Annotated in this window: 22 protein-coding genes; 19 read left to right on the forward strand and 3 right to left on the reverse strand. The window is 64.8% G+C overall.

The features are described 5' to 3' along the window. Positions 1-6 precede the first annotated feature (6 nt). From Q0996_RS05800 to Q0996_RS05830, 7 genes are all read left to right on the forward strand, one after another. The gene (locus Q0996_RS05800) at positions 7-456 is read left to right on the forward strand and encodes an ankyrin repeat domain-containing protein (RefSeq protein ID WP_299616838.1); all 450 of its coding nucleotides are present in this window, start codon (positions 7-9) and stop codon (positions 454-456) included. Then, the gene (locus Q0996_RS05805) at positions 453-1,055 is read left to right on the forward strand and encodes a glutathione S-transferase family protein (protein ID WP_299616840.1); all 603 of its coding nucleotides are present in this window, start codon (positions 453-455) and stop codon (positions 1,053-1,055) included. Before Q0996_RS05800 ends, Q0996_RS05805 begins: the two co-directional genes overlap by 4 nt. A 125-nt stretch (positions 1,056-1,180) precedes the next feature. Then, complete coding sequence (locus Q0996_RS05810; RefSeq protein WP_299616842.1) at positions 1,181-3,187, forward strand: acetyl/propionyl/methylcrotonyl-CoA carboxylase subunit alpha; 2,007 nt, start codon at positions 1,181-1,183, stop codon at positions 3,185-3,187. Positions 3,188-3,202: 15 nt separating this feature from the next. Continuing rightward, positions 3,203-3,643: a hypothetical protein gene (locus Q0996_RS05815; protein WP_299616844.1), complete on the forward strand. Its 441-nt coding sequence runs from the start codon at positions 3,203-3,205 to the stop codon at positions 3,641-3,643. After that, entirely contained in the window at positions 3,640-3,918 is a 279-nt protein-coding gene (locus Q0996_RS05820) for an acylphosphatase (RefSeq protein WP_299616846.1), read from the forward strand. The genes Q0996_RS05815 and Q0996_RS05820 overlap by 4 nt, the downstream gene beginning before the upstream one ends. Positions 3,919-4,027: 109 nt before the next feature. Further along, on the forward strand, positions 4,028-4,354 hold the full coding sequence (locus Q0996_RS05825) for a helix-turn-helix transcriptional regulator (RefSeq protein WP_299616848.1): 327 nt from the start codon (positions 4,028-4,030) through the stop codon (positions 4,352-4,354). 87 nt (positions 4,355-4,441) lie between these two features. Continuing rightward, positions 4,442-5,506: a permease gene (locus Q0996_RS05830; protein ID WP_299616850.1), complete on the forward strand. Its 1,065-nt coding sequence runs from the start codon at positions 4,442-4,444 to the stop codon at positions 5,504-5,506. On the opposite strand, the gene lipB is transcribed toward Q0996_RS05830, so the two are convergent. Then, complete coding sequence (lipB, locus tag Q0996_RS05835; protein WP_299616852.1) at positions 5,503-6,177, reverse strand: lipoyl(octanoyl) transferase LipB; 675 nt, start codon at positions 6,175-6,177, stop codon at positions 5,503-5,505. The genes Q0996_RS05830 and lipB overlap by 4 nt on opposite strands. Positions 6,178-6,375: 198 nt before the next feature. Between lipB and Q0996_RS05840 the strand changes: the two genes are divergently transcribed. Together Q0996_RS05840 and mgtE are read left to right on the forward strand one after the other, a co-directional pair. Then, positions 6,376-8,655, forward strand: coding sequence for an NADP-dependent malic enzyme (locus tag Q0996_RS05840; protein WP_299616854.1), 2,280 nt, complete (start codon positions 6,376-6,378; stop codon positions 8,653-8,655). A 9-nt stretch (positions 8,656-8,664) separates the two neighbouring features. Beyond that, positions 8,665-10,068, forward strand: coding sequence for a magnesium transporter (gene mgtE, locus Q0996_RS05845; protein WP_299616855.1), 1,404 nt, complete (start codon positions 8,665-8,667; stop codon positions 10,066-10,068). A 195-nt stretch (positions 10,069-10,263) separates the two neighbouring features. Here mgtE and Q0996_RS05850 read toward each other — a convergent pair whose 3' ends face one another. Further along, positions 10,264-10,485 carry a hypothetical protein gene (locus Q0996_RS05850; RefSeq protein WP_299616856.1) on the reverse strand — a complete coding sequence of 74 codons (222 nt, stop codon included), beginning with the start codon at positions 10,483-10,485 and terminating at the stop codon, positions 10,264-10,266. Positions 10,486-10,653: 168 nt separating this feature from the next. Here Q0996_RS05850 and Q0996_RS05855 point away from each other — a divergent pair, with 168 nt between their 5' ends. After that, on the forward strand, positions 10,654-11,115 hold the full coding sequence (locus Q0996_RS05855; protein WP_299616857.1) for a PaaI family thioesterase: 462 nt from the start codon (positions 10,654-10,656) through the stop codon (positions 11,113-11,115). A 19-nt stretch (positions 11,116-11,134) separates the two neighbouring features. Here the strand turns inward: Q0996_RS05855 and Q0996_RS05860 are convergent, their stop codons facing one another. After that, on the reverse strand, positions 11,135-13,294 hold the full coding sequence (locus Q0996_RS05860) for a P-loop NTPase fold protein (protein WP_299616859.1): 2,160 nt from the start codon (positions 13,292-13,294) through the stop codon (positions 11,135-11,137). 251 nt (positions 13,295-13,545) lie between these two features. Between Q0996_RS05860 and Q0996_RS05865 the strand changes: the two genes are divergently transcribed. The 9 genes from Q0996_RS05865 (at position 13,546) to Q0996_RS05905 (ending at position 20,762) form a co-directional block, all read left to right on the forward strand. Continuing rightward, positions 13,546-14,718 carry an isovaleryl-CoA dehydrogenase gene (locus tag Q0996_RS05865; RefSeq protein ID WP_299616861.1) on the forward strand — a complete coding sequence of 391 codons (1,173 nt, stop codon included), beginning with the start codon at positions 13,546-13,548 and terminating at the stop codon, positions 14,716-14,718. A gap of 51 nt (positions 14,719-14,769) precedes the next feature. After that, positions 14,770-15,351 (forward strand): hypothetical protein, encoded by a 582-nt coding sequence (locus tag Q0996_RS05870; protein ID WP_299616863.1) that lies wholly within the window; start codon positions 14,770-14,772, stop codon positions 15,349-15,351. Positions 15,352-15,453: 102 nt separating this feature from the next. After that, positions 15,454-16,038: a hypothetical protein gene (locus tag Q0996_RS05875; RefSeq protein ID WP_299616865.1), complete on the forward strand. Its 585-nt coding sequence runs from the start codon at positions 15,454-15,456 to the stop codon at positions 16,036-16,038. 109 nt (positions 16,039-16,147) lie between these two features. Beyond that, positions 16,148-16,339, forward strand: a complete 192-nt coding sequence (locus Q0996_RS05880) for a DUF1272 domain-containing protein (RefSeq protein ID WP_299616867.1) — start codon at positions 16,148-16,150, stop codon at positions 16,337-16,339. A 69-nt stretch (positions 16,340-16,408) separates the two neighbouring features. Further along, entirely contained in the window at positions 16,409-17,089 is a 681-nt protein-coding gene (locus Q0996_RS05885; protein WP_299616869.1) for an SDR family oxidoreductase, read from the forward strand. Beyond that, the gene (locus Q0996_RS05890; RefSeq protein ID WP_299616870.1) at positions 17,083-17,601 is read left to right on the forward strand and encodes a DUF3291 domain-containing protein; all 519 of its coding nucleotides are present in this window, start codon (positions 17,083-17,085) and stop codon (positions 17,599-17,601) included. Before Q0996_RS05885 ends, Q0996_RS05890 begins: the two co-directional genes overlap by 7 nt. Next, positions 17,592-18,728, forward strand: a complete 1,137-nt coding sequence (locus Q0996_RS05895) for an acyl-CoA dehydrogenase family protein (protein ID WP_299616872.1) — start codon at positions 17,592-17,594, stop codon at positions 18,726-18,728. Before Q0996_RS05890 ends, Q0996_RS05895 begins: the two co-directional genes overlap by 10 nt. Positions 18,729-18,877: 149 nt before the next feature. Further along, positions 18,878-19,480: a 2-hydroxychromene-2-carboxylate isomerase gene (locus tag Q0996_RS05900; protein WP_299616873.1), complete on the forward strand. Its 603-nt coding sequence runs from the start codon at positions 18,878-18,880 to the stop codon at positions 19,478-19,480. A 388-nt stretch (positions 19,481-19,868) separates the two neighbouring features. Then, positions 19,869-20,762: an adenylate/guanylate cyclase domain-containing protein gene (locus tag Q0996_RS05905; RefSeq protein WP_299616875.1), complete on the forward strand. Its 894-nt coding sequence runs from the start codon at positions 19,869-19,871 to the stop codon at positions 20,760-20,762. Positions 20,763-20,808 lie beyond the last annotated feature (46 nt).

Consider the following 20,808-nt stretch of genomic DNA (forward strand, 5'->3'; position numbering starts at 1 on the left):
CTGCTGATGGTGCTGGCTGCGCTGCCCTGGCCGGCCAGGGCCGGCGGGCCGCTGATCGCGGCAACGCTGGACGGCGACGGTGCGAAGCTTGAGCTGCTGCTGAACGCGGGGGCGGACCCGAACTGCCACGACGCCCAGCGCAACACCGCGCTGATCTATGCCGCCCGCGACGGGCGCCTCGCCTTCGCCCGGCGGCTGATCGAGGCCGGCGCCGACGTGGACTGGGTGGACGGCGAAGGGGTGACGCCGCTGATCCTCGCCGCCTTCAAGGGCCATGAAGACCTGGCGGCGCTGCTGTTGCGCCACGGCGCCCGCAGCGGCCTCCGCGATCAATGGGGGCCGCAGCGCGCTGGACTATGCCCTGCGCCGCGGGCCGGACGATCCAATTGCTCGGATGCTGCAGACCGCCGGGGAATGAACGAAGACGTCACCGGCACGGGAAGAGGCTCGACGTGAAGCTCTACGACGATCCGGACTCAGGAAACGGATACAAGGTACGGTTATTGCTGAGTCTTCTGGCTACTCCTTACGATCTCGTCGAGGTGGATGCCATCGGCGGAGAGACCCGTAGGGACGCCTTTTTGAAGCTGAATCCCAACGGGCGCATTCCCCTGCTGGAATTGGACGATGGCACCCATCTGCCGGAATCCAACGCGATCCTCTTCTATCTTGCCGAGGGCACGGCCTATCTGCCGGACGACCGTCTTGGGCGCGCCCGGGCGCTGCAATGGATGTTCTTCGAGCAGTACAGTCACGAGCCCTACATCGCCGTGTTGCGCTATTGGACCCGTCACACCGATAAGACGCCGCAGAACGAACCGCAGTGGCCGGCGCGGGAGCAGGCCGGCTATGCGGCGCTCGGCGTCATGGAACAGGCACTGGGGGCATGCGATTGGATTGCCGGGTCAAGGCCCTCCATCGCGGATATCTCCCTGTACGCCTACACCCATGTGGCCGATCAGGGCGGCTTTGATCTTGCCGGGTTTCCCGGCGTTCGTGCGTGGCTGAACCGTGTGGCCGAACTGCCCGGCTATGCGCCGTTCGTCGCGCGCTGAGTTGTTTGGCCGCAAAGCGCATTGCAATATAAGCGTCAAAGCAAGTACACATCTTGAGACACTGAGACAACGAAACGACAGGGTGTCGGCGGGTCTGGCAAGGGGGCCCGCCGCGATAGGGGCGGATGTTCAAGAAGATCCTCATTGCCAATCGCGGCGAGATCGCCTGCCGCATCATCAAGACATGCAAGCGTCTGGGAATCGGCACCGTTGCCGTCTACTCGGAGGCGGATGCCGATGCCCTGCATGTACGCCAGGCCGACGAGGCCATAGCCATCGGCCCGGCGGCCGCGGCGGAAAGCTATCTCGTGATGGACAAGATCATCGCCGCCGCTAAGGAAAGCGGCGCCGAGGCGGTCCATCCGGGCTTCGGCTTCCTGTCGGAGAACGCCGGTTTCGTCGAGGCACTGGAGGGCGCGGGCCTGGTCTTCATCGGCCCGCCGGTGAAGGCGATCAGCGCCATGGGTGACAAGATCACCTCCAAAAAGCTGGCGCTGGAGGCCAAGGTCAGCACCGTGCCCGGCCACCCCGATGCCATCGCCGACGAGGCGGAGGCCATCAAGGTGGCGGGCGCAATCGGCTATCCGGTGATGATCAAGGCCTCGGCCGGCGGCGGCGGCAAGGGCATGCGCATCGCGGCCTCGGAAGCGGAGGTGCGCGAGGGGCTGCGCTCGGCCCGCAACGAAGCCCGCTCCAGTTTCGGCGACGAACGGGTCTTCATCGAGAAGTTCATCGAGCAGCCGCGCCACATCGAGATCCAGGTGCTGGCCGACGCTCACGGCAACACCCTGCACCTGGGCGAGCGCGAATGCTCGATCCAGCGTCGCCACCAGAAGGTGGTGGAGGAGGCGCCCTCGCCCTTCCTTGATGCCGAGACGCGCGCGGCCATGGGCGCCGAGGCGGTGGCCCTGGCGGAGGCGGTGGACTACCGCTCCGCGGGGACCGTGGAATTCATAGTCGATAAGAATAAGAACTTCTATTTTCTTGAAATGAATACACGAATTCAGGTCGAACATCCCGTGACCGAGTTGATCACGGGCCTCGATCTGGTGGAGTGGATGATCCGGATCGCCGCCGGCGAGAAGCTCGGCTTCGGCCAGGACGATGTGACGCTGGACGGCTGGGCCATGGAAACCCGCGTCTATGCCGAGGACCCCTTGCGCGACTTCATGCCGTCCATCGGCCGGCTGGTGCGCTACCGCGAGCCGCCGGCGCCGGAGGGCGGGGCCGCCACGGTGCGGGTCGACACCGGCGTGGAGGAAGGCTCGGAGATCTCCATGTTCTACGACCCCATGATCGCCAAGCTGGTGACCCACGGGTCCGACCGGAACAGTGCCATCGAAACCATGCTGGCGGCGCTGGATGCCTATTGCATCCGCGGGATCAACCACAACGTCGCCTTCCTGGCCTCGGTGATGACCAATCCGCGGTTCCGGTCCGGGGATCTGACGACCAACTTCATCGCCGAGGAATATCCCGACGGCTTCACGGGATCGGAGATCACCGAGCAGACCCTGGACATCCTCGTCGCCGTCGCGGCCATCCTGCAGTCGCGCCGGGCGGCGCAGGCGGCCTCCATCTCGGGGCAGATGGACGGGTCACTGGATTTCGATCCCGAGCGCCCCTCGGACTGGGTGGTGATGCTGGGCCGGGACGCCCATCCGCGCACCGTCACCCCTTCGGACGGAGCCTACCGGGTCACCGGGGGGGCCGCGCCCCTGCTGATCGAAACCGAGGGGCGGCCCGGCGACCTGCTGCTGCCCTGTTTCATCGACGGCACGCCGGTCACGGTCCAGGTCGACCGCCGCGGGCCGGCTTTGCGCCTCAGCTATGCCGGCGCCGTCGTCGAGGCGCTGGTCCTCACCCCGCTGGCCGCCAAGCTGGCGGCGCGCATGCCGGAGAAGGAGCCGCCGGATCTCTCCCGCTTCCTGCTGTCGCCGATGCCGGGCCTGCTGATCTCCCTTGCGGTGGAGGAAGGGCAGACGGTGAAGGCCGGCGAGGAACTGGCGGTGGTCGAGGCGATGAAGATGGAGAACATCCTGCGCGCCGAACGCGACGGCCGGGTGGCGAAGCTCCATGCGGGCCCCGGCGAGAGCCTGGCTGTGGATCAGGCGATCCTCGAATTCGACTGAGGGCGGCGTGGTCCCATGGACCAGCTCGAACGCCCCTCCGATCTGACTTGGGACGACCGCCGCGCCTGGTTCGAGGACCAGGAGGCGCGGTTCTCAACTGCCGGCGTGGGCGCGCCCAGCGAACAGGCCTGTGCCCTGATGATCGATCTTCAGGCGGTGTTCTGTGCCGGTGCCTGGGCGGCGGCGGTGATCCTGGCCTACGCCATAGCCGAAGCCCAGGGCAGCCGCCGCGCGGCGCGCCCGGAAGGCGTCAGCGAGGCCGACTGGAAGTGGCTGCGCGCGCTGCGCAACCGCCTGGTGCACGAGAACCCCAGCAAGGCCGCCTTCACCGTTGAGGACCAGTGGATGCGCCGCGACCTCTGGGAGGAGCGCGCCCGCCGTGCGGTGGTCATCGCCTTTGGCGCCCTCTATCCTGCCATGGCGCAGGACGTGGGGGCGGCAAAGGAGCGGTCGTGAGCAGGGCGGTGCGGGTGGTCATCTGCGGACGGGTACAGGGCGTTTGGTTTCGCGCCTGGACCGAGGCCGAGGCCCGCGCCCGCGGCCTCGACGGCTGGGTGCGCAATCGCCATGACGGCAGCGTCGAGGCGGTCTTTTCCGGTGAGGCGGCGGATGTCGAGGCCATGCTGGAGGCCTGTTGGCAAGGCCCGGAACGGGCCGTGGTGAGGGCCGTCGAGCAAAGCGAGCACGACGCACCCATCGCCAGTGGATTTTCAGTCAAACCAACGGCTTGAAGACGATCGTTCACGTTCGTCGATATGACGCTCAAAGCTTCCTGATTTTCATTTCGATAATTCCGGAAATATCGTTGAGCTTTCCAGAGATCTGCGCTAGGCTTCCCGCATGAACGTCAATCAAGCCGCCCGCTGCCTGGAGAAACTCGGCCATCCGCTGCGCCTGGAGGTGTTCCGCCATCTGGTGCGTGCGGGGGACGAGGGTCTGTCGGTGGGGGAGGTCCAGGACCATCTGGGCGTGCCCGCCTCGACCCTGTCCCACCACATCGCCCACCTGGTGAACGTCGGGCTGGTGGCGCAGGAGCGCCAGGGACGCCAGCTCATCTGCCGTCCGGATTTCGCCCTGATGGACGGCTTGATCGACTTCCTCACAGCGGAGTGCTGCATGCTGGTGGAAAAGCCGGCGGCCGGCGACCGGGACCGCGAGGCGGGCTGACCACCGGGCTGCAGCGCGTCTCTTTTTTTGATCGAATGATTCGAATATCCCGGAAGGGTCGAAGCAAAAAATGGAAGGACAGATGGGATGACCAGCCTCGTTTCTGCCGTGTCGGGCGCTGCAGTTGGCGCCGGCGGTTTCATCGGCCGCCTCGATCGCGTTTGGCTTGCCCTTGTGCTGCTCTTCGCCGGTCTCGCGCTGGCGGTTCCGCCCCAGGCTTTCGAGAGCCTGGTCTTCATGCTGGACGCCTTCTTCTGGCTTCTGCCCTATCTGCTGCTCTCCGTGGTTCTGGCCGCCAGCCTGAAAGCGGTGGGGGCCGACGGGGTGATTGCCGGCGTGGCCAGCCGCTCGGCGGGAACGGCCATCCTGATCGCGGCTGTGGCTGGCGCCCTGTCGCCTTTCTGCTCCTGCGGGGTGGTGCCGCTGATGGCGGCCCTGCTGCTGGCCGGGGTGCCCCTGGCGCCGGTGCTGGCCTTCTGCGTCGCCTCGCCGCTGATGGACCCCGAGCAGTTCGTTCTCATGGCCGCCACCCTGGGGCTGCCCTTCACGGTGACCAAGACCGTGGCCGCCATGAGCCTTGGCCTGGTAGCCGGCGGCGCCACCCTGGCCCTGCAGCGCGTCGGCTTCTTCGCCGAACCCCTGAAGGCGGCGCAGGGCTGTGGCGGCTGCGGCAGCCCCGCCCTCCCCAGCGGCTCCCTGCGCTGGGCCTTCTGGCAGGAGGCGCCGAGGCGCCAGGCTTTCTTCACCGAGGCCCGCGCGACAACCCTGTTCCTCAGCAAGTGGCTGCTGCTGGCCTTCGCCCTTGAGAGCCTGATGGTGGCCTGGGTCCCGGCCGAGTTCGTGGCCGGCACCCTGGGCGGCGAGGGCTGGCAGGCGATCCCCCTGGCGGTGGTGGTCGGCGTGCCGGCTTATCTCAACGGCTTTGCCGCCATTCCGCTCATCGGCGAACTGATGGCCATGGGCATGGCGCCGGGAGCCGCCTTCACCTTCCTCATCGCCGGGGGCGTGACCTCCCTGCCGGCGGCCATGGCGGTCTATGCCCTGGTGCGGCGCGCGGTCTTCGTCTGGTACCTGGCGGTAGCCCTCATCGGGTCCCTGCTGGTGGGCTTCGCCGTTCAGGCGGTGCTGGTGTTCAGCGGGCTGAGCTTCTAACCCTCGACGATCCGGGCAGGTCCGAAGACCTCCTCGAAGGTGCTGCGGAGTGCGGCGTCGATATCCGCCAGGCCGACCGGCAGGCCCAGGTCGACCAGGGAGGTGACACCGTGCTCCGCGATGCCGCAGGGCACGATGCCGTCGAAGTGTGCCAGATCCGGTTCGACGTTGATGGCCAGCCCATGATAGGTGACCCAGCGGCGCACGCGCACGCCGATGGCGGCGATCTTGTCCTCGCGGTGCCCGGGCGCCCCCTCGCTGCGTTCCACCCAGATCCCGACGCGGCCGTCGCGCCGTTCGCCGGTCACTGAGAACCGCGCGAGGCTGCGGATGATCCAGTCCTCCAGATCGTGGACGTAGCGGCGCAGGTCGGGGCCTCTGCGCTTCAGGTCCAGCAGGACATAGACCACCCGCTGGCCGGGGCCGTGATAGGTGTACTCGCCGCCGCGTCCGGTCTTGAACACCGGAAAGCGGTCCGGCTGCAGCAGGTCCTCTGCCCGCGCCGAGGTGCCGGCGGTATAGAGCGGCGGATGCTCCACCAGCCAGATCAGCTCCGGCGCGCCGCCGTCGCGGATTGCCGCCACCCGCCGTTCCATGGCCGCGACCGCTTCGCGGTAGCCGGTCAGGCCGGGCTCGATCCGCCACTCCAAGAGGGCGGGGGCGGGCCGCATTACCGCGTCTGCTGCCGGGGCATCCATGGGTTCAGACCATAGCCGCTGGCCCCGGAAATTCCATCGCTTTCGCCGCCCGGCGGCCCGGCCTTAGGCACTTGCGCTCCGGCGCGGCGGCGGTCATCTTCTGAGCGTCGCTTGGCGTCACTGCCGAAAACAAGGCGCACAACAAGAAGAAATCACAAAATGGGGGACGGCATGGCACAGGACCTTCGCGAAGCGGCCCTTGCCTATCATCGTGAACCGCGGCCGGGCAAACTGGAGATCTCGGCCACCAAACCTTTGGGCACGCAGCGCGACTTGGCGCTGGCTTACTCGCCGGGCGTGGCGGCCGCCTGCGAAGCCATTGCCGAGGACGCGGCGACGGCCTCTTCCTACACCGCGCGGGGCAATCTGGTTGCCGTCGTGACCAACGGTACGGCGGTGCTTGGCCTTGGGGCCATCGGCCCGCTGGCCTCCAAGCCGGTGATGGAGGGCAAGGCGGTGCTCTTCAAGAAGTTCGCCGGCATCGACGTCTTTGACATCGAGCTGGACGCCCTGGACCCGGAGCGCTTCGTCGACGTGGTGGCCGCGCTGGAGCCGACCTTCGGCGGCATCAATCTGGAAGACATCAAGGCGCCGGAGTGCTTCGTCATCGAAGCCGCTCTGCGCGAGCGCATGAACATCCCGGTGTTCCACGACGATCAGCACGGCACCGCCATCATCGTCGCCGCGGCGATCTACAACGGTCTGCGCTTGGTCGGCAAGGAGATCGGCGATGTCAAGCTGGTCACCTCGGGCGCCGGGGCGGCGGCGCTGGCCTGCCTCAACCAGCTGGTCTCCCTGGGTGTGAAGCGTGAGAACATCTGGGTTACCGACATTCTGGGCGTGGTCTATGAGGGCCGCGAGGAGCAGATGGACCAGTGGAAGGCCATCTACGCCCAGCCCACCGATGCCCGCAGCCTGGGCGAGGTGATCGACGATGCCGACGTCTTTATGGGGCTTTCCGCGCCCGGTGTCCTGAAGCCGGAGATGGTTAAGCGCATGGCCGATAAGCCGATCATCATGGCGCTGGCCAATCCGACCCCGGAGATCATGCCGGAGGAGGCCAAGGAGGCGCGGCCCGACGCGATCATCGCCACCGGGCGCTCCGACTATCCCAACCAGGTCAACAACGTCCTTTGCTTCCCTTACATCTTCCGGGGCGCTCTCGACGTCGGCGCGACCACCATCAACGAGGAGATGAAGCTGGCCTGTGTGAAGGCCATCGCCGATCTGGCCATGAAGGAGCAGAGCGAGATCGTCGCCAAGGCGACCGGCGGCGAGGGGCGCAGCTTCGGGCCGGACTACCTGATCCCCAGCCCCTTCGACCCGCGCCTGATCCTGGAGATCGCGCCGGCCGTGGCGAAAGCGGCGATGGACAGCGGTGTGGCGACGCGGCCGATCACTGACTATCCGGCCTATTGCCAGAACCTCGAGCGTTTCGTCTTCCGCTCCGGCATGATCATGAAGCCGATCTTCCAGCGCGCGAAGGAAGATCCCAAACGGGTGATCTATGCCGAGGGCGAGGACGAGCGGGTGCTGCGCGCCGTGCAGGTGGTGGTCGACGAGGGCCTCGCCCAGCCGATCCTGGTGGGCCGGCCGGAGGTGGTTTCGGTGCGCGCCCGGCGCCTCGGCCTCAGGATCAAGCCGGGCGACGACATCGACCTGATCAACCCGCAGGACGACCCGCGCTTTCGCACCTACTGGACGACCTATCACGAGCTGATGCAGCGCAAGGGTATCTCGCCGGAAGCGGCCCAGGAAATCGTGCGCACCCGCAACACCGTGATCGCCGCCCTGGCGGTGAAGCTGGGCGATGCCGACGCCATGCTTTGCGGCACCTCGGGGCGCTACAAGCGCAACCTGGAACACGTCGGCGACGTTCTCGGCAAGGCCGAGGGCACGCGGGACTTCTCGGCGCTCAGCCTGGTGATTCTTTCCAGCGGTTCCCACTTCATCGTCGACACCCATGTCACCACCGATCCTTCGGCGGAGGAACTGGCGGAGATGACGGTCCTCGCCTCGCATCACATCCGCCGCTTCGGGTTACAGCCGAAGGTCGCGCTGCTGTCCTATTCGAACTTCGGATCCCGCAACACGCCCTCGCCCTGCAAGATGCGCGATGCCATGGCGATCCTGCACAGCCAGCATCCGGAGCTGGAGGTGGAGGGTGAGATGCATGCCGACGCGGCCCTGTCGGAGAGCATCCGGGAGAAGATCTTCCCCAATTCCAAGCTGAAGGGGGCGGCGAACCTGCTGGTCATGCCGACGCTGGATGCCGCGAACATCGCCTTCAACATGATCAAGATCCTGGGCGAGGGGCTGTCGGTGGGCCCGATCCTGATCGGCACCGCTGCCCCGGCCCACATCCTCACCCCCTCGGTGACCGCCCGCGGCATTGTCAACATGAGCGCGATCGCCGTGGCCGACGCGCAGGATCGCGCCACCAACGAATAGGCCCGCCCCATGGCGAAGACACCGCCCGAACGCGACGACAGCGATCCCTGGCTCCCGGAGGTCCAGCCCGAGAGCTACGCCATTTCCGGCGAACTGGTACGGGCGGTCTCCGAGGCCTTGGAGGCGAACGACGAGGCCGAGGCGCAGCGCATTGCCGCTGACCTGCACGAAGCCGATCTCGCCGACCTGCTGGAGAACCTGGACCGCGACGACCGGCCGCGGCTGATCCGGATTCTCGGCGACGACTTCGACCTCGAAGTCCTCACCTATCTCGATACTTCCCTGAGAGAGGAGATCATCGAGGCGCTGGAGCCGCGCCAGCTCGCCGACTCGCTCTCCGACATGGACAGCGACGATGCCGTCGACATCTTCGAGGACCTCGATGAAGAGGCGCAGCGGGAGATCCTGGAGGCCCTGCCGCGGGCCGACCGGCTGGTCCTCGAGGAAAGCCTCAGCTTCCCGGAGGACTCCGCCGGGCGCATCATGCAGCGCGAGGTGCTGGCGGTGCCCTCGACCTGGACCGTCGGCCAGACCATCGACTACATGCGCGCCTCCAAGGACCTGCCGGACGACTTCTACGACCTCTACATCGTCGACCCCAAGCACCAGCCCATCGGTTTCGTGCCGCTGAGCCGCGCCATGCGGACCCGCCGGCCGATCCCGCTGGTCGACATCATGAGCGACGACATGCGGGTGGTGCCCATCGAGATGGACCAGGAAGAGGTCGCCTATCTGTTCCGGCAATACGGCCTGGTGTCGGCGCCGGTGGTGGACACGGCAGGGCGGCTGGTCGGTGTCGTCACCGTCGACGACGTGGTCCACGTCATCGACGAGGAGGCCGAGGAGGACCTGCTGAAGCTGGCCGGCGTGCAGGAGGCCGACCTCTACAGCGCGGTGCTCGACACCACGCGCTCGCGCTTCTCCTGGCTGCTGATCAATCTCTTCACCGCGGTGGCGGCCTCGGTGGTGATCGCGGTCTTCGAAGACACCATCGAGCGGATCGTCGCCCTGGCGGTGCTGATGCCCATCGTCGCCTCCATGGGCGGCAATGCCGGCACCCAGACCCTGACGGTGGCGGTGCGGGCTTTGGCCATGCGCGATCTCAGTGCCGGCAATGCCTGGCGCTTCGTCGGCCGGGAACTGTTGGTGGGGGTGGCCAACGGCCTGATGTTCGCGCTGCTCGCCGGCATTCTCGCCTGGCTCTGGTTCGACGCGCCCCTGATCGGCGGCGTCATCGCGGCGGCCATGGTGATCAATCTCGTAGTGGCCGCGCTCTCCGGTGCCCTGGTGCCCATCGGCCTGGAGAAGGTTGGGGTGGACCCGGCCGTCGCCTCCAGCGTGGTGCTGACCACGGTTACCGACGTGATCGGCTTCTTCGCCTTCCTCGGCCTGGCGACGTTCTTTCTGCTTTAGGGACCGTGCCTCGGGGCGGGCAGGTTGTTGAAGAATGTCTATACGGAGCACACCACCCTTCGAGACGCGGTTCTGCGAACCGCTCCTCAGGGTGAGGGCAAAACGTTGGATTGATTGACCTCATGCTGAGGAGGTCGCGCAGCGGCCGTCTCGAAGCACGAGGTCAATCATCAAACTGGCTCTTTCAACAGCCTGCTAATTCTGTTTCTGCCGCCTCAGCGGTTTCGCCGTTTTCGGGTCGTAGGGGTCGGGATTGACCGTCTCCAGGCCTTCCTTGAGCTTATCCAGGTCCAGCGACTCGATGTAGGCTTCGCGCTCCTCGCGGGCCGCGCGCTCGGCCGCGGTTTCGCAGGCCGCGGTCAGCGCCAGCACAGCCAGGGCAAGGGAAACCCCGAGGAGCCGTCTGTGATCGGTCATGTCCTGTGGTCCGCGCATACCTATGAGCACCGCCTGGGCATCCTGCCCATGCGCACCGTCACTATGCGATTGCAAGGGGGGCTTCGCAAGCCGCTTGCGGCGGCTATGGTACGGGCGATCCCGGACTCGATCCGCGCCCGAAGGCCGCGCCAAAGGAGACGCCCCGCCATGCCCGCGTTCCAGCCCAAGGACGAGAACTTTGCCGAAAAGGTGTCCGACAGCTTCGGCCGGCAGAGCATCATGGCGCTGATCGGGGCGCGTCTGGTGCGGGTCGATCCCGGGGAGGTGGAAATCGCGCTGCCGTTCCGCGAGGACCTCTGCCAGCAGCACGGCTTTTTCCACGCCGGCGTCACCAGCACCATCGCCGATTCCGCCGGCGGCTACGCCGGTTTCAGCCTGTTTCCGGCGGGTTCCTCCGTGCTGACCGTCGAGTTCAAGGTCAACCTTCTGGCGCCCGCCGACGGCGAGTTGCTGCGCGCCGTCGGCCGGGTCCTCAAGCCGGGCCGCACCTTGACGGTGACCGAGGCCGAGGTGTCGGCGGTGAAGAACGGGGAGCAGCGGGTCTGCGCCCATATGGTGCAGACCCTGATGTGCTTGCAGGGACGCGCCGACATGCCGACGGCGGGGTGAGAGAGCCTATCAAAGCATCCTAGGTTTTCGACTCGATGTCGCGGTAGTGGCGGAAGCCGTACCATTCGGAGAGTTCGTTCAGGGCCTTGTAGGTGATTGGATCCGCACCTCTGCGTCCTTTCAGCAGTTCTTCGAGCTTTGTCAACTCGTCAGGCGTCAGGCGCTTGACCTGCTCCGCCATAGTGGGATCGGTGTTGGCCGTGTCTTCGTCTTCGAAATGCGTTTGGCTCAGAAACTCCGCACCTTGCCGTTCCTTGAGCAGGTACTCGACGAGAGCGGGCCACTTTTCCGCCAGCACCAGGAAGCGGGCGAGGCGCTCGACCGGCGCCGCCCCGGGGCGTACGGTAGCGTTCAGATAGGTCTGTAGACGAAAGCCGTTGATGAATCGCTTGAGGCGGCGCGGGTTGTCGAAATGCCGGCTGCCGTAGGCCTTCGCCGTAGCGACAACAGTCTCTGAGTCACTCGGAGTTTTGCGATTGCCCTGAACCGCGAGTCCGATGCTCTTGCGGACGCGGCGAAGGAATCCGGATGCGGGGCCCTGCGTCGGCCCGGGCGCGGAGGCCTCCGGTCGATCCTGTCGCTTGCCGGGTTGCCTTCCGGGCTGCGAAACCTTTTGCTCGGCCGGGACCCGATCCTTGTCCATGGCCGCCGTGACGAGGCTCTCCATTTCTGCTCTGCTGTGTGGGGGCAGCGTCAATCGCGCCTGGATGATCTTTTCCAGGAACTTGTAGCCGCTGCCGTGTTCCATGCGATTTGCAACGCCCACTGATTGCGCCAGTTCAGGCCGTGCCGACTCGATGGAATGCGCAACAATGCCCATGTCCATGCCCATGACGAAGATGCAGGTATGGGAAACTTCGGCGAGTTGCAGCGCCTCGATGACCTCGCCCAGCACCCTTGCCTTGCAGCGGTCCAGATCGTCGATGAAGACCACGACCTTCAGATCGTCCGGAACCGACTCTCTGAGCTTGAGCATCTCGTGCTCGAACTGGGAGAGCGTGCCGATCTTGTCCTTGAAATCCGTCTTCTCGACGTATTCCAGCAGATTGAGGCCAAGTTTGTTGGCCAGGGTGACATAGGCAAGAAGAACAGACAGCACAAGGATGAGAGCCGCCGGCACGTACCAGAGGTAGCCGGAGCCGTCGCTGGTAGCCGCAGTGTAGAATGCCTTGAGCAGCTTCTGCTCGCTCAAAAGGGCGTCGCGGATCAGCGCCCAATCCATGAGGATCAGGCTCGCGACAAGCGAAAGGAAGACCGCCGCGATGATTGCCCGCAGCCAGAAGAAGAGGTCTGCGTGCCGGTGCAGTTTGGTCTTCAGGCGCTTGATTCGGAATGTCCAGTCCTGCCGGGCTGTCAAGTGGTCACGGATGCAGCGTGCCACCTTTGCGATGAAGGCGGCCCAGACCTGCTCCGGCTCACTGTACATCCAGGGATTGAACCAAGTCGTGGCAATCCGCGTGTTGGTCTTTCGAGCCTCACGCTCTAGCAGTCCGTCGAGCATGCGCATGAACGAGGTCTTGCCCTGGCCCCAGCGCGCATTGATAGCAAGGGCAAGTGGTGGGCGGGTCTGCGCAGCGAGAATGAAGTCGGAGACGGCCTCGATATAGGGCCGAAAGCCGAGGCGGTCGTCCTCGATATTCTCCACCGCGGAATCGCTGAGCGCGACCGGGCGCGCCGTGGAGACCTCGGTTTTCTCTCCTCCGCGGCCGCGGTCTGATGGGGCGTGGTCTTCTTCGCCTTCCTTGTAGGTCGTACCCGGTTCGTCTTCGAGATCCTCCGCCGCCTGCTCGGTTTCTTGCGCATGCCGGCGCATGGCGCCCACCGATACGTCTCCGCTGCGCAACTGCTCGGTCCGGCTCGGTGTCTGTTGCGGCGCCGACGTCTTTGCATCGCTCCCCTTTAGGCTGAACGCGCCGCTTTCGCCCTTCATGGCGCGGGGATCCTGGAACAGGGTACTGCGCTCTAGGAACTCCAGCGTCTGCGGTCCTAGGTTGCCGTCAGGAATGAGCTCGAAGCCCTCACCGATCAGCGCCTTCTGCAGGCTTTCGACGCCGGCTTGATACGCGCGCCGGTCTCGCGGGTTGAATCCGAAGAGCTGAGAGGCTGTATTCAGGGCCGGGGTCAGGTCTGTATCACTGCCTCCGGCCTTTGAAAGCTCGTCTTCTGGCGAGGTCGGCATGATCCCCTCCACGCGGCGCCCGGTCTTTGGTCTCAGTGGCGCTGTGACAGTGGTGCTCCCTTGGCCGCCAGTATAGCGCGACGCTCCTGCGGGCGGTACGGGCCGGCACCGATGCGCCACCCGCTACCCCGAATGTCCCATCCCGCGCCTGCTTCACGTCCCCAATCAAGCCTGGGCCATTAGCGCTGGCAGGTGCCGCCCGCGCGGCCTAGAGTGCCCGGCTTGGGCCCAACCAGAAGACGACTCCGACGATGACTCCCAATCAGATCCCCAGCCTGAATTTCGATCTGGGCGAGACCGCCGACATGCTGCGCGACACGGTGATGAGCTTCGCCTCCGAGGAGATCGCGCCGCTGGCCGAGGAGATCGACCGGACGGACAGCTTCCCCCGCCAGCTCTGGCCGAAGATGGGGGCGCTGGGCCTGCACGGCATGACGGTGGAGGAGGAATACGGCGGCGCCGGCATGGGCTATCTGGAACACTGCGTGGCCATGGAGGAGGTGAGCCGCGCCTCGGCCAGCGTCGGCCTCAGCTACGGCGCCCATTCCAATCTCTGCGTCAATCAGATCCGCCGCAACGGTTCGCCCGAACAGAAGCAGCGCTATCTGCCCAAGCTGATCTCCGGCGAACACGTGGGCGCGCTGGCCATGAGCGAACCGGGCGCCGGCTCGGACGTGGTCGGCATGCGCACCCGCGCCGACAAGAAGGGCGACCGCTACGTCCTGAACGGCAGCAAGATGTGGATCACCAACTGCACCGAGGCCGATACCCTGGTGATCTATGCCAAGACCGACCCGGACGCCGGGCCGCGCGGCATCAGCGCGTTCCTGGTGGAGAAGGACTTCAAGGGCTTTTCCGTCGCCCAGAAGCTGGACAAGCTGGGCATGCGCGGCTCGCCCACCGGCGAGCTGGTGTTCGAGGACTGCGAGGTGCCGGAGGAGAACGTTCTCGGTGCCGTCGGCAAAGGCGTCAACGTGCTGATGTCGGGCCTCGACTACGAGCGGGTGGTGCTGGCCGCCGGCTCCACCGGCATCATGCAGTCCTGCATGGATCTGGTCGTCCCCTACATCCACGAACGCAAGCAGTTCGGTCAGTCGATCGGCGAGTTCCAGTTGATCCAGGGCAAGGTCGCCGACATGTACACGACGATGAATGCTGCCAAGGCCTACGTCTACGCCGTAGCCAAGGCCTGCGACCGCGGCGAGACGACCCGCAAGGACGCCGCCGCCGCCATCCTCCATGCCTCGGAGAAGGCCACCTGGATGGCGCTGGAGACCATCCAGACCCTGGGCGGCAACGGCTATATCAACGACTATCCCGCCGGCCGCCTGCTGCGCGATGCCAAGCTCTACGAGATCGGCGCCGGGACCAGCGAGATCCGCCGCATGCTGATCGGCCGCGAACTCTTCAACGAGACCAGGTAGGTACCGCTCGGACTAGTTGAAGTTTGGGCGTTACAGTTCGTATAACATCATATGGATTGGGTAACTTTTCTTTCGCGGTCGATAGATGCTTTAGCCTGGCCGATCACCGTCGTGATAGTAGCCTTAGTCTTCCGTCGGCCTATTTTGGAGCTCCTTCCGCTGTTGCGGCATGTGCGTTTTCGCGACATGGAATTGCAGTTCGGCAAAGAGTTGGCGTCAGCGAGAAAAGAAACGGAGGAACTGGAGTTTCAGAGAGGTGTGACTTTCGATCCGGTTCCAAGATTTCAGAAAGCAGTCGAGCTCGCGACAGCACATCCTCCGGCGGCCATCATGGAAGCCTGGAAGATCGTTGAGGACGAGCTTAGGCAGCTGGCAGTCAGAACGGGGCAGGAGATTGATCCACGAGATCCAAGTACTGTCTTCACGTCAATGCGGCGTGAGGGGCGAATCGGCCCCGGCGCTGGCAGCCTGTTCAACCGACTCAGGCGACTCAGAAACGAAGCTGCCCATAGCATCAATATCGATATAGGAGAAGGCCAAGCTTTGGAGTACGTGGATTTGGCGGAGACGATGGCAGCATTTATTTCTAATCTGGGAAAAAAGCGTAGTGCCCGCCCCAAAGACAAATCGTAAAGCCATCGAGCCAAGGGGGCGTTCATGGAGTGCTCACCCGAAAAGCTCTTCATCTAGGGTGAGGTAGGGTCCCCCTTTGTCCAAAGAACTGTGTTCTCGGAAATGAAGCAGGCGGATTTCGGATTTGAGTGTTCATTCCAGATCGACGGATCTTCACGCTCCCAAATTCAGCAAGCCTACGATCACACTGTAAGTTACGGCGCGAGGCTGGCAGCATTTTCTGCTTGTGAGCCGCTGCGTACATTTGGACCTTTTCATGAAAGGCAGGAACAGCTGGCCATCGATGATCTGACAAGCTTCGGCCTGCACTCCCGTCGGCTTGCCGAACTCACTCAGACACGGAGATTGTTTCGAGCACGTGGTGTCTTGGTAAAGGGGAAACATGGTGCAACTGAAAAGGACCCGTTCGACATTCTCAACATGGTCATTCATCACAAGGATCTTCGGATAATCAGGAATCTAATGGTACTTAAGCTATTGATAGGCAAAGCGCCTTCTTGGCAGGGGCTAAATTTTGAAGATTGGTATAGCTACATCTCACCCGTAGTCTATGTAAAGTCAGACCGAAATAAGGAGGCTGCCTTTATTCTGCTTCCGTTCCTGGAACTCTTCCAAAAGAGGGTGATCTTGAGAATTGTCTCGATCTGCGAGGAGAATGGTATTCATCTTGATCTAGAAGAATACTGAATTGGGAGTAGCTCTACCGAGGCTTGATACTCCAAGACGATAATACACGAGCCCAACGGTGTTGTCTCATCCGGCCAAGTGATGTTCTCTAGCGGGGGAGGAGGGAGCGATGGCCCTGGCGATGAAACCGGCCTGCGAGCGCTGCAAGAACGGTCTCGCAATGGACGGGAAGGCCTTCATCTGCAGCTACGAGTGCACCTTTTGTCCGGCCTGCAGCGACGCCATGGCGGGGCGCTGCCCCAACTGCGGCGGCGAACTGGTGGCACGGCCGCGGCGTGCCGAACAGCCGGTGGTCGCCTGATCTGATTTCGGCGCCGCGGCCCGCCCCAGGGCGGACCCGCAGCGCTCTTGGGTTTCTTGGGAGAACAGTTTGCCGACAGTCCTCGTTACCGGTGCCAATCGTGGTCTTGGCCTGGAGTTCGTACGGACCTTTGCCGACGACGGCTGGCGCGTGCATGCCTGCGCGCGCAACATCGAAAAGGCCAAGGCCATCAAGTCGCTGTCGGGTGACGTCAACTGCCACCGGCTGGATGTGACCGACGGCCTGAAGGTCGCGAGCCTGGCCCGCAGTCTGGCGGAGGAACCGCTGGACCTGCTGATCAACAATGCCGGCGCCTATGGCCCGCGCACCGGCTTCGGCGAGACCGACTACGAGGAATGGGCCTCGGTCCTGCAGGTCAACACCCTGGCGCCGCTGCGGCTGGTTGAGCGCTTTGTCGGCGTGCTGGAACAGGGCGAGGGCAAGACCGTCGTCAACATCTCCAGCCGCATGGGCTCCATCGCCTCCAACAGCAGCGGCGGCTCCTACATCTACCGCAGCTCCAAGGCGGCCTTGAACATGATCACCAAGGGCCTCTCCGTCGACCTGGGCCCCAGGGGCTTCACCGTCGTCTCCTTTCACCCGGGCTGGGTGCAGACCGACATGGGCGGCGAGAGCGCCGACATCCCGGTGCAGGAATCGGTGGCCGGCATGCGCAAAGTCATCGCCGGGCTGACCACCGCCGACAACGGACGCTTCTTCAACTTCGACGGCGAGGAACTGCCGTGGTGAAGGGCTCCTGCCACCTGGCACAGATCAACGTCGGGCGCCTCATCGCCCCCCTCGACGATCCCCGGATCGCCGGCTTCGTCGAACGGCTGGACGAGATCAACGCCCTGGCCGAGCGCAGCCCGGGCTATGTCTGGCGCCTGCAGAGCGACAGCGGCAATGCCACCGACATTCAGGTCAGCGACGATCCCAACTTCATCATCAACGTGTCGGTCTGGGAAGACCTCGAATCCCTCTTCGCCTATGTCTACAAGACCGACCACACAAAGGTGATGGCCCAGCGCCGCAAATGGTTCGAGAAACCCGCCGGCGCCTTCATGGCCCTCTGGTGGGTTCCGGCGGGGCACCTGCCCAGCGTCGAAGAGGGCTTGCGGCGGGTGGCGCTGCTGGACCGCAAGGGACCGACGGAGAGGGCCTTCACCTTCAAGGTTGCCTTCGACCCTGCGGGCCGGCCCCTGGACCGCAGTGCCCTGGTGCGCCCCGCCCCTGTTCCCACCGCCGAGCCATGCTTCTGAACGAAGAGCAGAGCCTGATCCGTGACACCGCGCGGGACTTCGCCCGCGAGCAGTTGGCGCCGCAGGCGGCGGCCTGGGACCGCGAGGCGCGCTTTCCCAAGGACGCCATCGCAGCCATGGGCGAGTTGGGCTTCATGGGCATGCTGGTGCCGCCGGACTGGGACGGGGCGGGCACCGACCATGTTTCCTATGCTCTCGCGCTGATGGAGGTGGCGGCCGGCGATGGCTCCTGCTCCACCATCATGTCGGTGCACAACTCCGTCGGCTGCATGCCGATCCTGAAGTTCGGGTCCGCCGAACAGAAGGCACGCTTCCTGAAGCCCATGGCACGGGGCGAGATGCTGGGGGCCTTCTGCCTCACCGAACCGCAGGCCGGCTCCGACGCCGCGGCGATCAAGACCCGGGCCGAGCGCGACGGCAACCACTACGTCATGAACGGGGTGAAGCAGTTCATCACTTCCGGCGAGAACGCCGACGTCGCTATCGTCTTCGCCGTCACCGATCCGGACAAGGGCAAGCGCGGCATCTCCGCCTTCGTCGTGCCCACCGACACCCCCGGCTATCAGGTGGCCTCGGTGGAGAAGAAGCTGGGCCAGAAGGCCTCCGACACCTGCCAGATCGTCTTCGAGGACTGCCGGCTCACCCCCGACCTGCTGTTGGGCGAAGAGGGGGAGGGCTACAAGATCGCCCTCTCCAACCTCGAGGGTGGGCGCATCGGTATCGGCGCCCAGTCCGTCGGCATGGCGCGGGCGGCCTACGAGGCGGCGCTTGCCTATGCTCGCGACCGCGAGACCTTCGGCAGCGCCATCATCGACCACCAGGCCGTGGCCTTTCGCCTCGCCGACATGGCCACCCGGATTCACGCCGCGGAGTTGATGGTGCTGCACGCCGCGGCCCTGCGCGACGCCGGGCGCCCCTGCCTGAAAGAAGCTGCCATGGCTAAGCTGCAGGCCTCCGAGATGGCCGAAGAGGTCTGCTCCGACGCCCTGCAGATCCACGGCGGCTACGGCTATCTGGCCGACTATCCCGTCGAGCGTATCTACCGCGATGTCCGGGTCTGCCAGATCTACGAGGGTACCTCCGACATCCAGCGTCTGATCATCGCCCGCCAGATCGCTCTGGACTGAGCGGCGATCTGACTTCGCGCCCTTGTGATGGTGGCGGTTGCGACGGTGTTGACCGATAATCCCGCCTTGAACGATGGGTCCCGGGGGTCGTTTCCTCCCCGGGGCCCTTTCCCGACAAGCGTCAACAAAGCGAGGCGGATACGGTCGTCATGGCAGCGCCGATTGAGTTCTATTTCGATTTTTCCAGTCCCTACGGCTATCTGGCCGCTCAGCGGGTCGACGAAATCGGCGCGCGCTGTGGGCGGGATGTCGCCTGGCACCCGATCCTGCTGGGGGTGATGTTCCGGGAAACCGGCAGCCAGCCCCTGCTGGGCATTCCCATGAAGGGCGACTATTCGCGCCACGATCTGGAGCGCTCGGCCCGCCTGATCGGCGTGCCCTTTGCCTTGCCTCCCGGCTTTCCCTTCATGTCCGTGGCCGCGGCGCGTGCCTACTATTGGATGGCCGATCAGGACCGCACCAAGGCCGTCGCCCTGGCCAAGGCGCTGTATCACGAGGCCTTCGGCGCGGGCCGCGACATCGATTCGGCGTCGGCGGTGGTAGAGATCTGTGCCGGTCTGGGCGTCGATGCGGCCGCGCTCGGCGCCGCCCTCAAGGACCCGGCGATCAAGCAGCGCTTGCGCGCGGAAGTGGAGGCGGCCCTCGCCAAAGGCGTCTTTGGATCGCCCCTTATTCTTGTTGACGGGGAAGCCTTCTGGGGCCATGACCGTCTAGACCATGTGGCCTTATGGCTGGAGCGCGGCGGCTGGTAGCTTTCGCCCGCTTCTGAGCCACGCCAGTGGCAATTGTGCACCTGCGACAAGGCTTCCCGGCGCTGATCTGTTCGGCCAGACCGGGATCCGTCGCTGATTTTCTGTGAAGGTCTTAATACCAATTGGCCCTGATAATGACCTATTTCACCGCTTTTTGGGTTCCGCTGGTTAGGAGCGGGTTGTGCCGTGGTGTGGATGCACCACAAACGGCCCACGACGCGGCCAGCGGAACCCAAAAGGCGACCTATGGTGGGGTGGATTTGCCCTGCGGAGGCGTCGCGCCGCTTGCCCGATGCCCCGCATCGCGCTGCGCGGCGCTCCTACCCGAAGGGCAAATCCACTCCCATGAAATAGGCCATTATCAGGGCCAATTGGTATTGGGTAGTTCATGAGTAACGGACCGTCAGACAAGCCTGACAAGGAGGATCAGAACCTTGCGGTTCTTTTCGCCGACATGGACGGCAGCACCAAGCTGTACGAGATCTATGGCGATGAGACCGCGCACCGCCTGACCGCCGAATGCCTGACGGTGCTGGATGCCCAGGCCGGGCTTGCCGGCGGACGGGTGGTCAAGACTTCCGGCGACGGTTTGATGGCGGTCTTTGCCACGCCCGACGAGGCCTTTCGCGCGGCGACCCTGATGCGCGACGCACACAAGGACGCGCAGGTCTCGATCCACGCCGGCTTTCACTTCGGGCCGGTTATCGAAGACTCCGGGGATTTCTACGGCGATACGGTGAATGTGGCGGCGCGGGTCACGGATCTGGCCAAGGCCGGCGAAATCCTGGTGACCGAAGACACCGTGGTCCGGCTTTCGCCGCCGTTTCGCAGCTCCACCCGATGGATCGACAAAGCGGCCATGAAGGGCAAGAAAGACCCGGTTGCCATCTACGAGGTGATCACCGAGGACGAGAACGCCACGGTCATCCGCGGACCGCTGGTGCAGGCGGAGAGCGACACACTGCGCCTCGACCTGGCGCACAAGGGCCAGACCTACAGCCTGGAGGAGCCCATGGCAGAGTTCGTGATGGGGCGCCAGGAAGACTGCGACCTGATGGTCGACAGCTCCTATGCCTCGCGGCGTCACGCGACGATCCAGGCCATTCGGGGCAAGGTATTTCTGAAGGATCACAGTACGAACGGCACGTACGTACGCAACGATGTCGGTGAGATTGCCTATGTGAAGCGGGAGACGGTGCAGTTGGTCGGCAAGGGCGGCATCTATCTGGGACGCGAACCGGACCTGGCCGGCGACGATGAGATCCGCTTCAATCTGCCCTGACAGCACCGCCGAGGTGCCGGGCGCTGCACGTCCAGCTTCGCTTTGC

It is taken from the genome of Pelagibius sp. (genome assembly GCF_028289705.1).
Classification (GTDB): Bacteria; Pseudomonadota; Alphaproteobacteria; order Kiloniellales; family Kiloniellaceae; genus Pelagibius.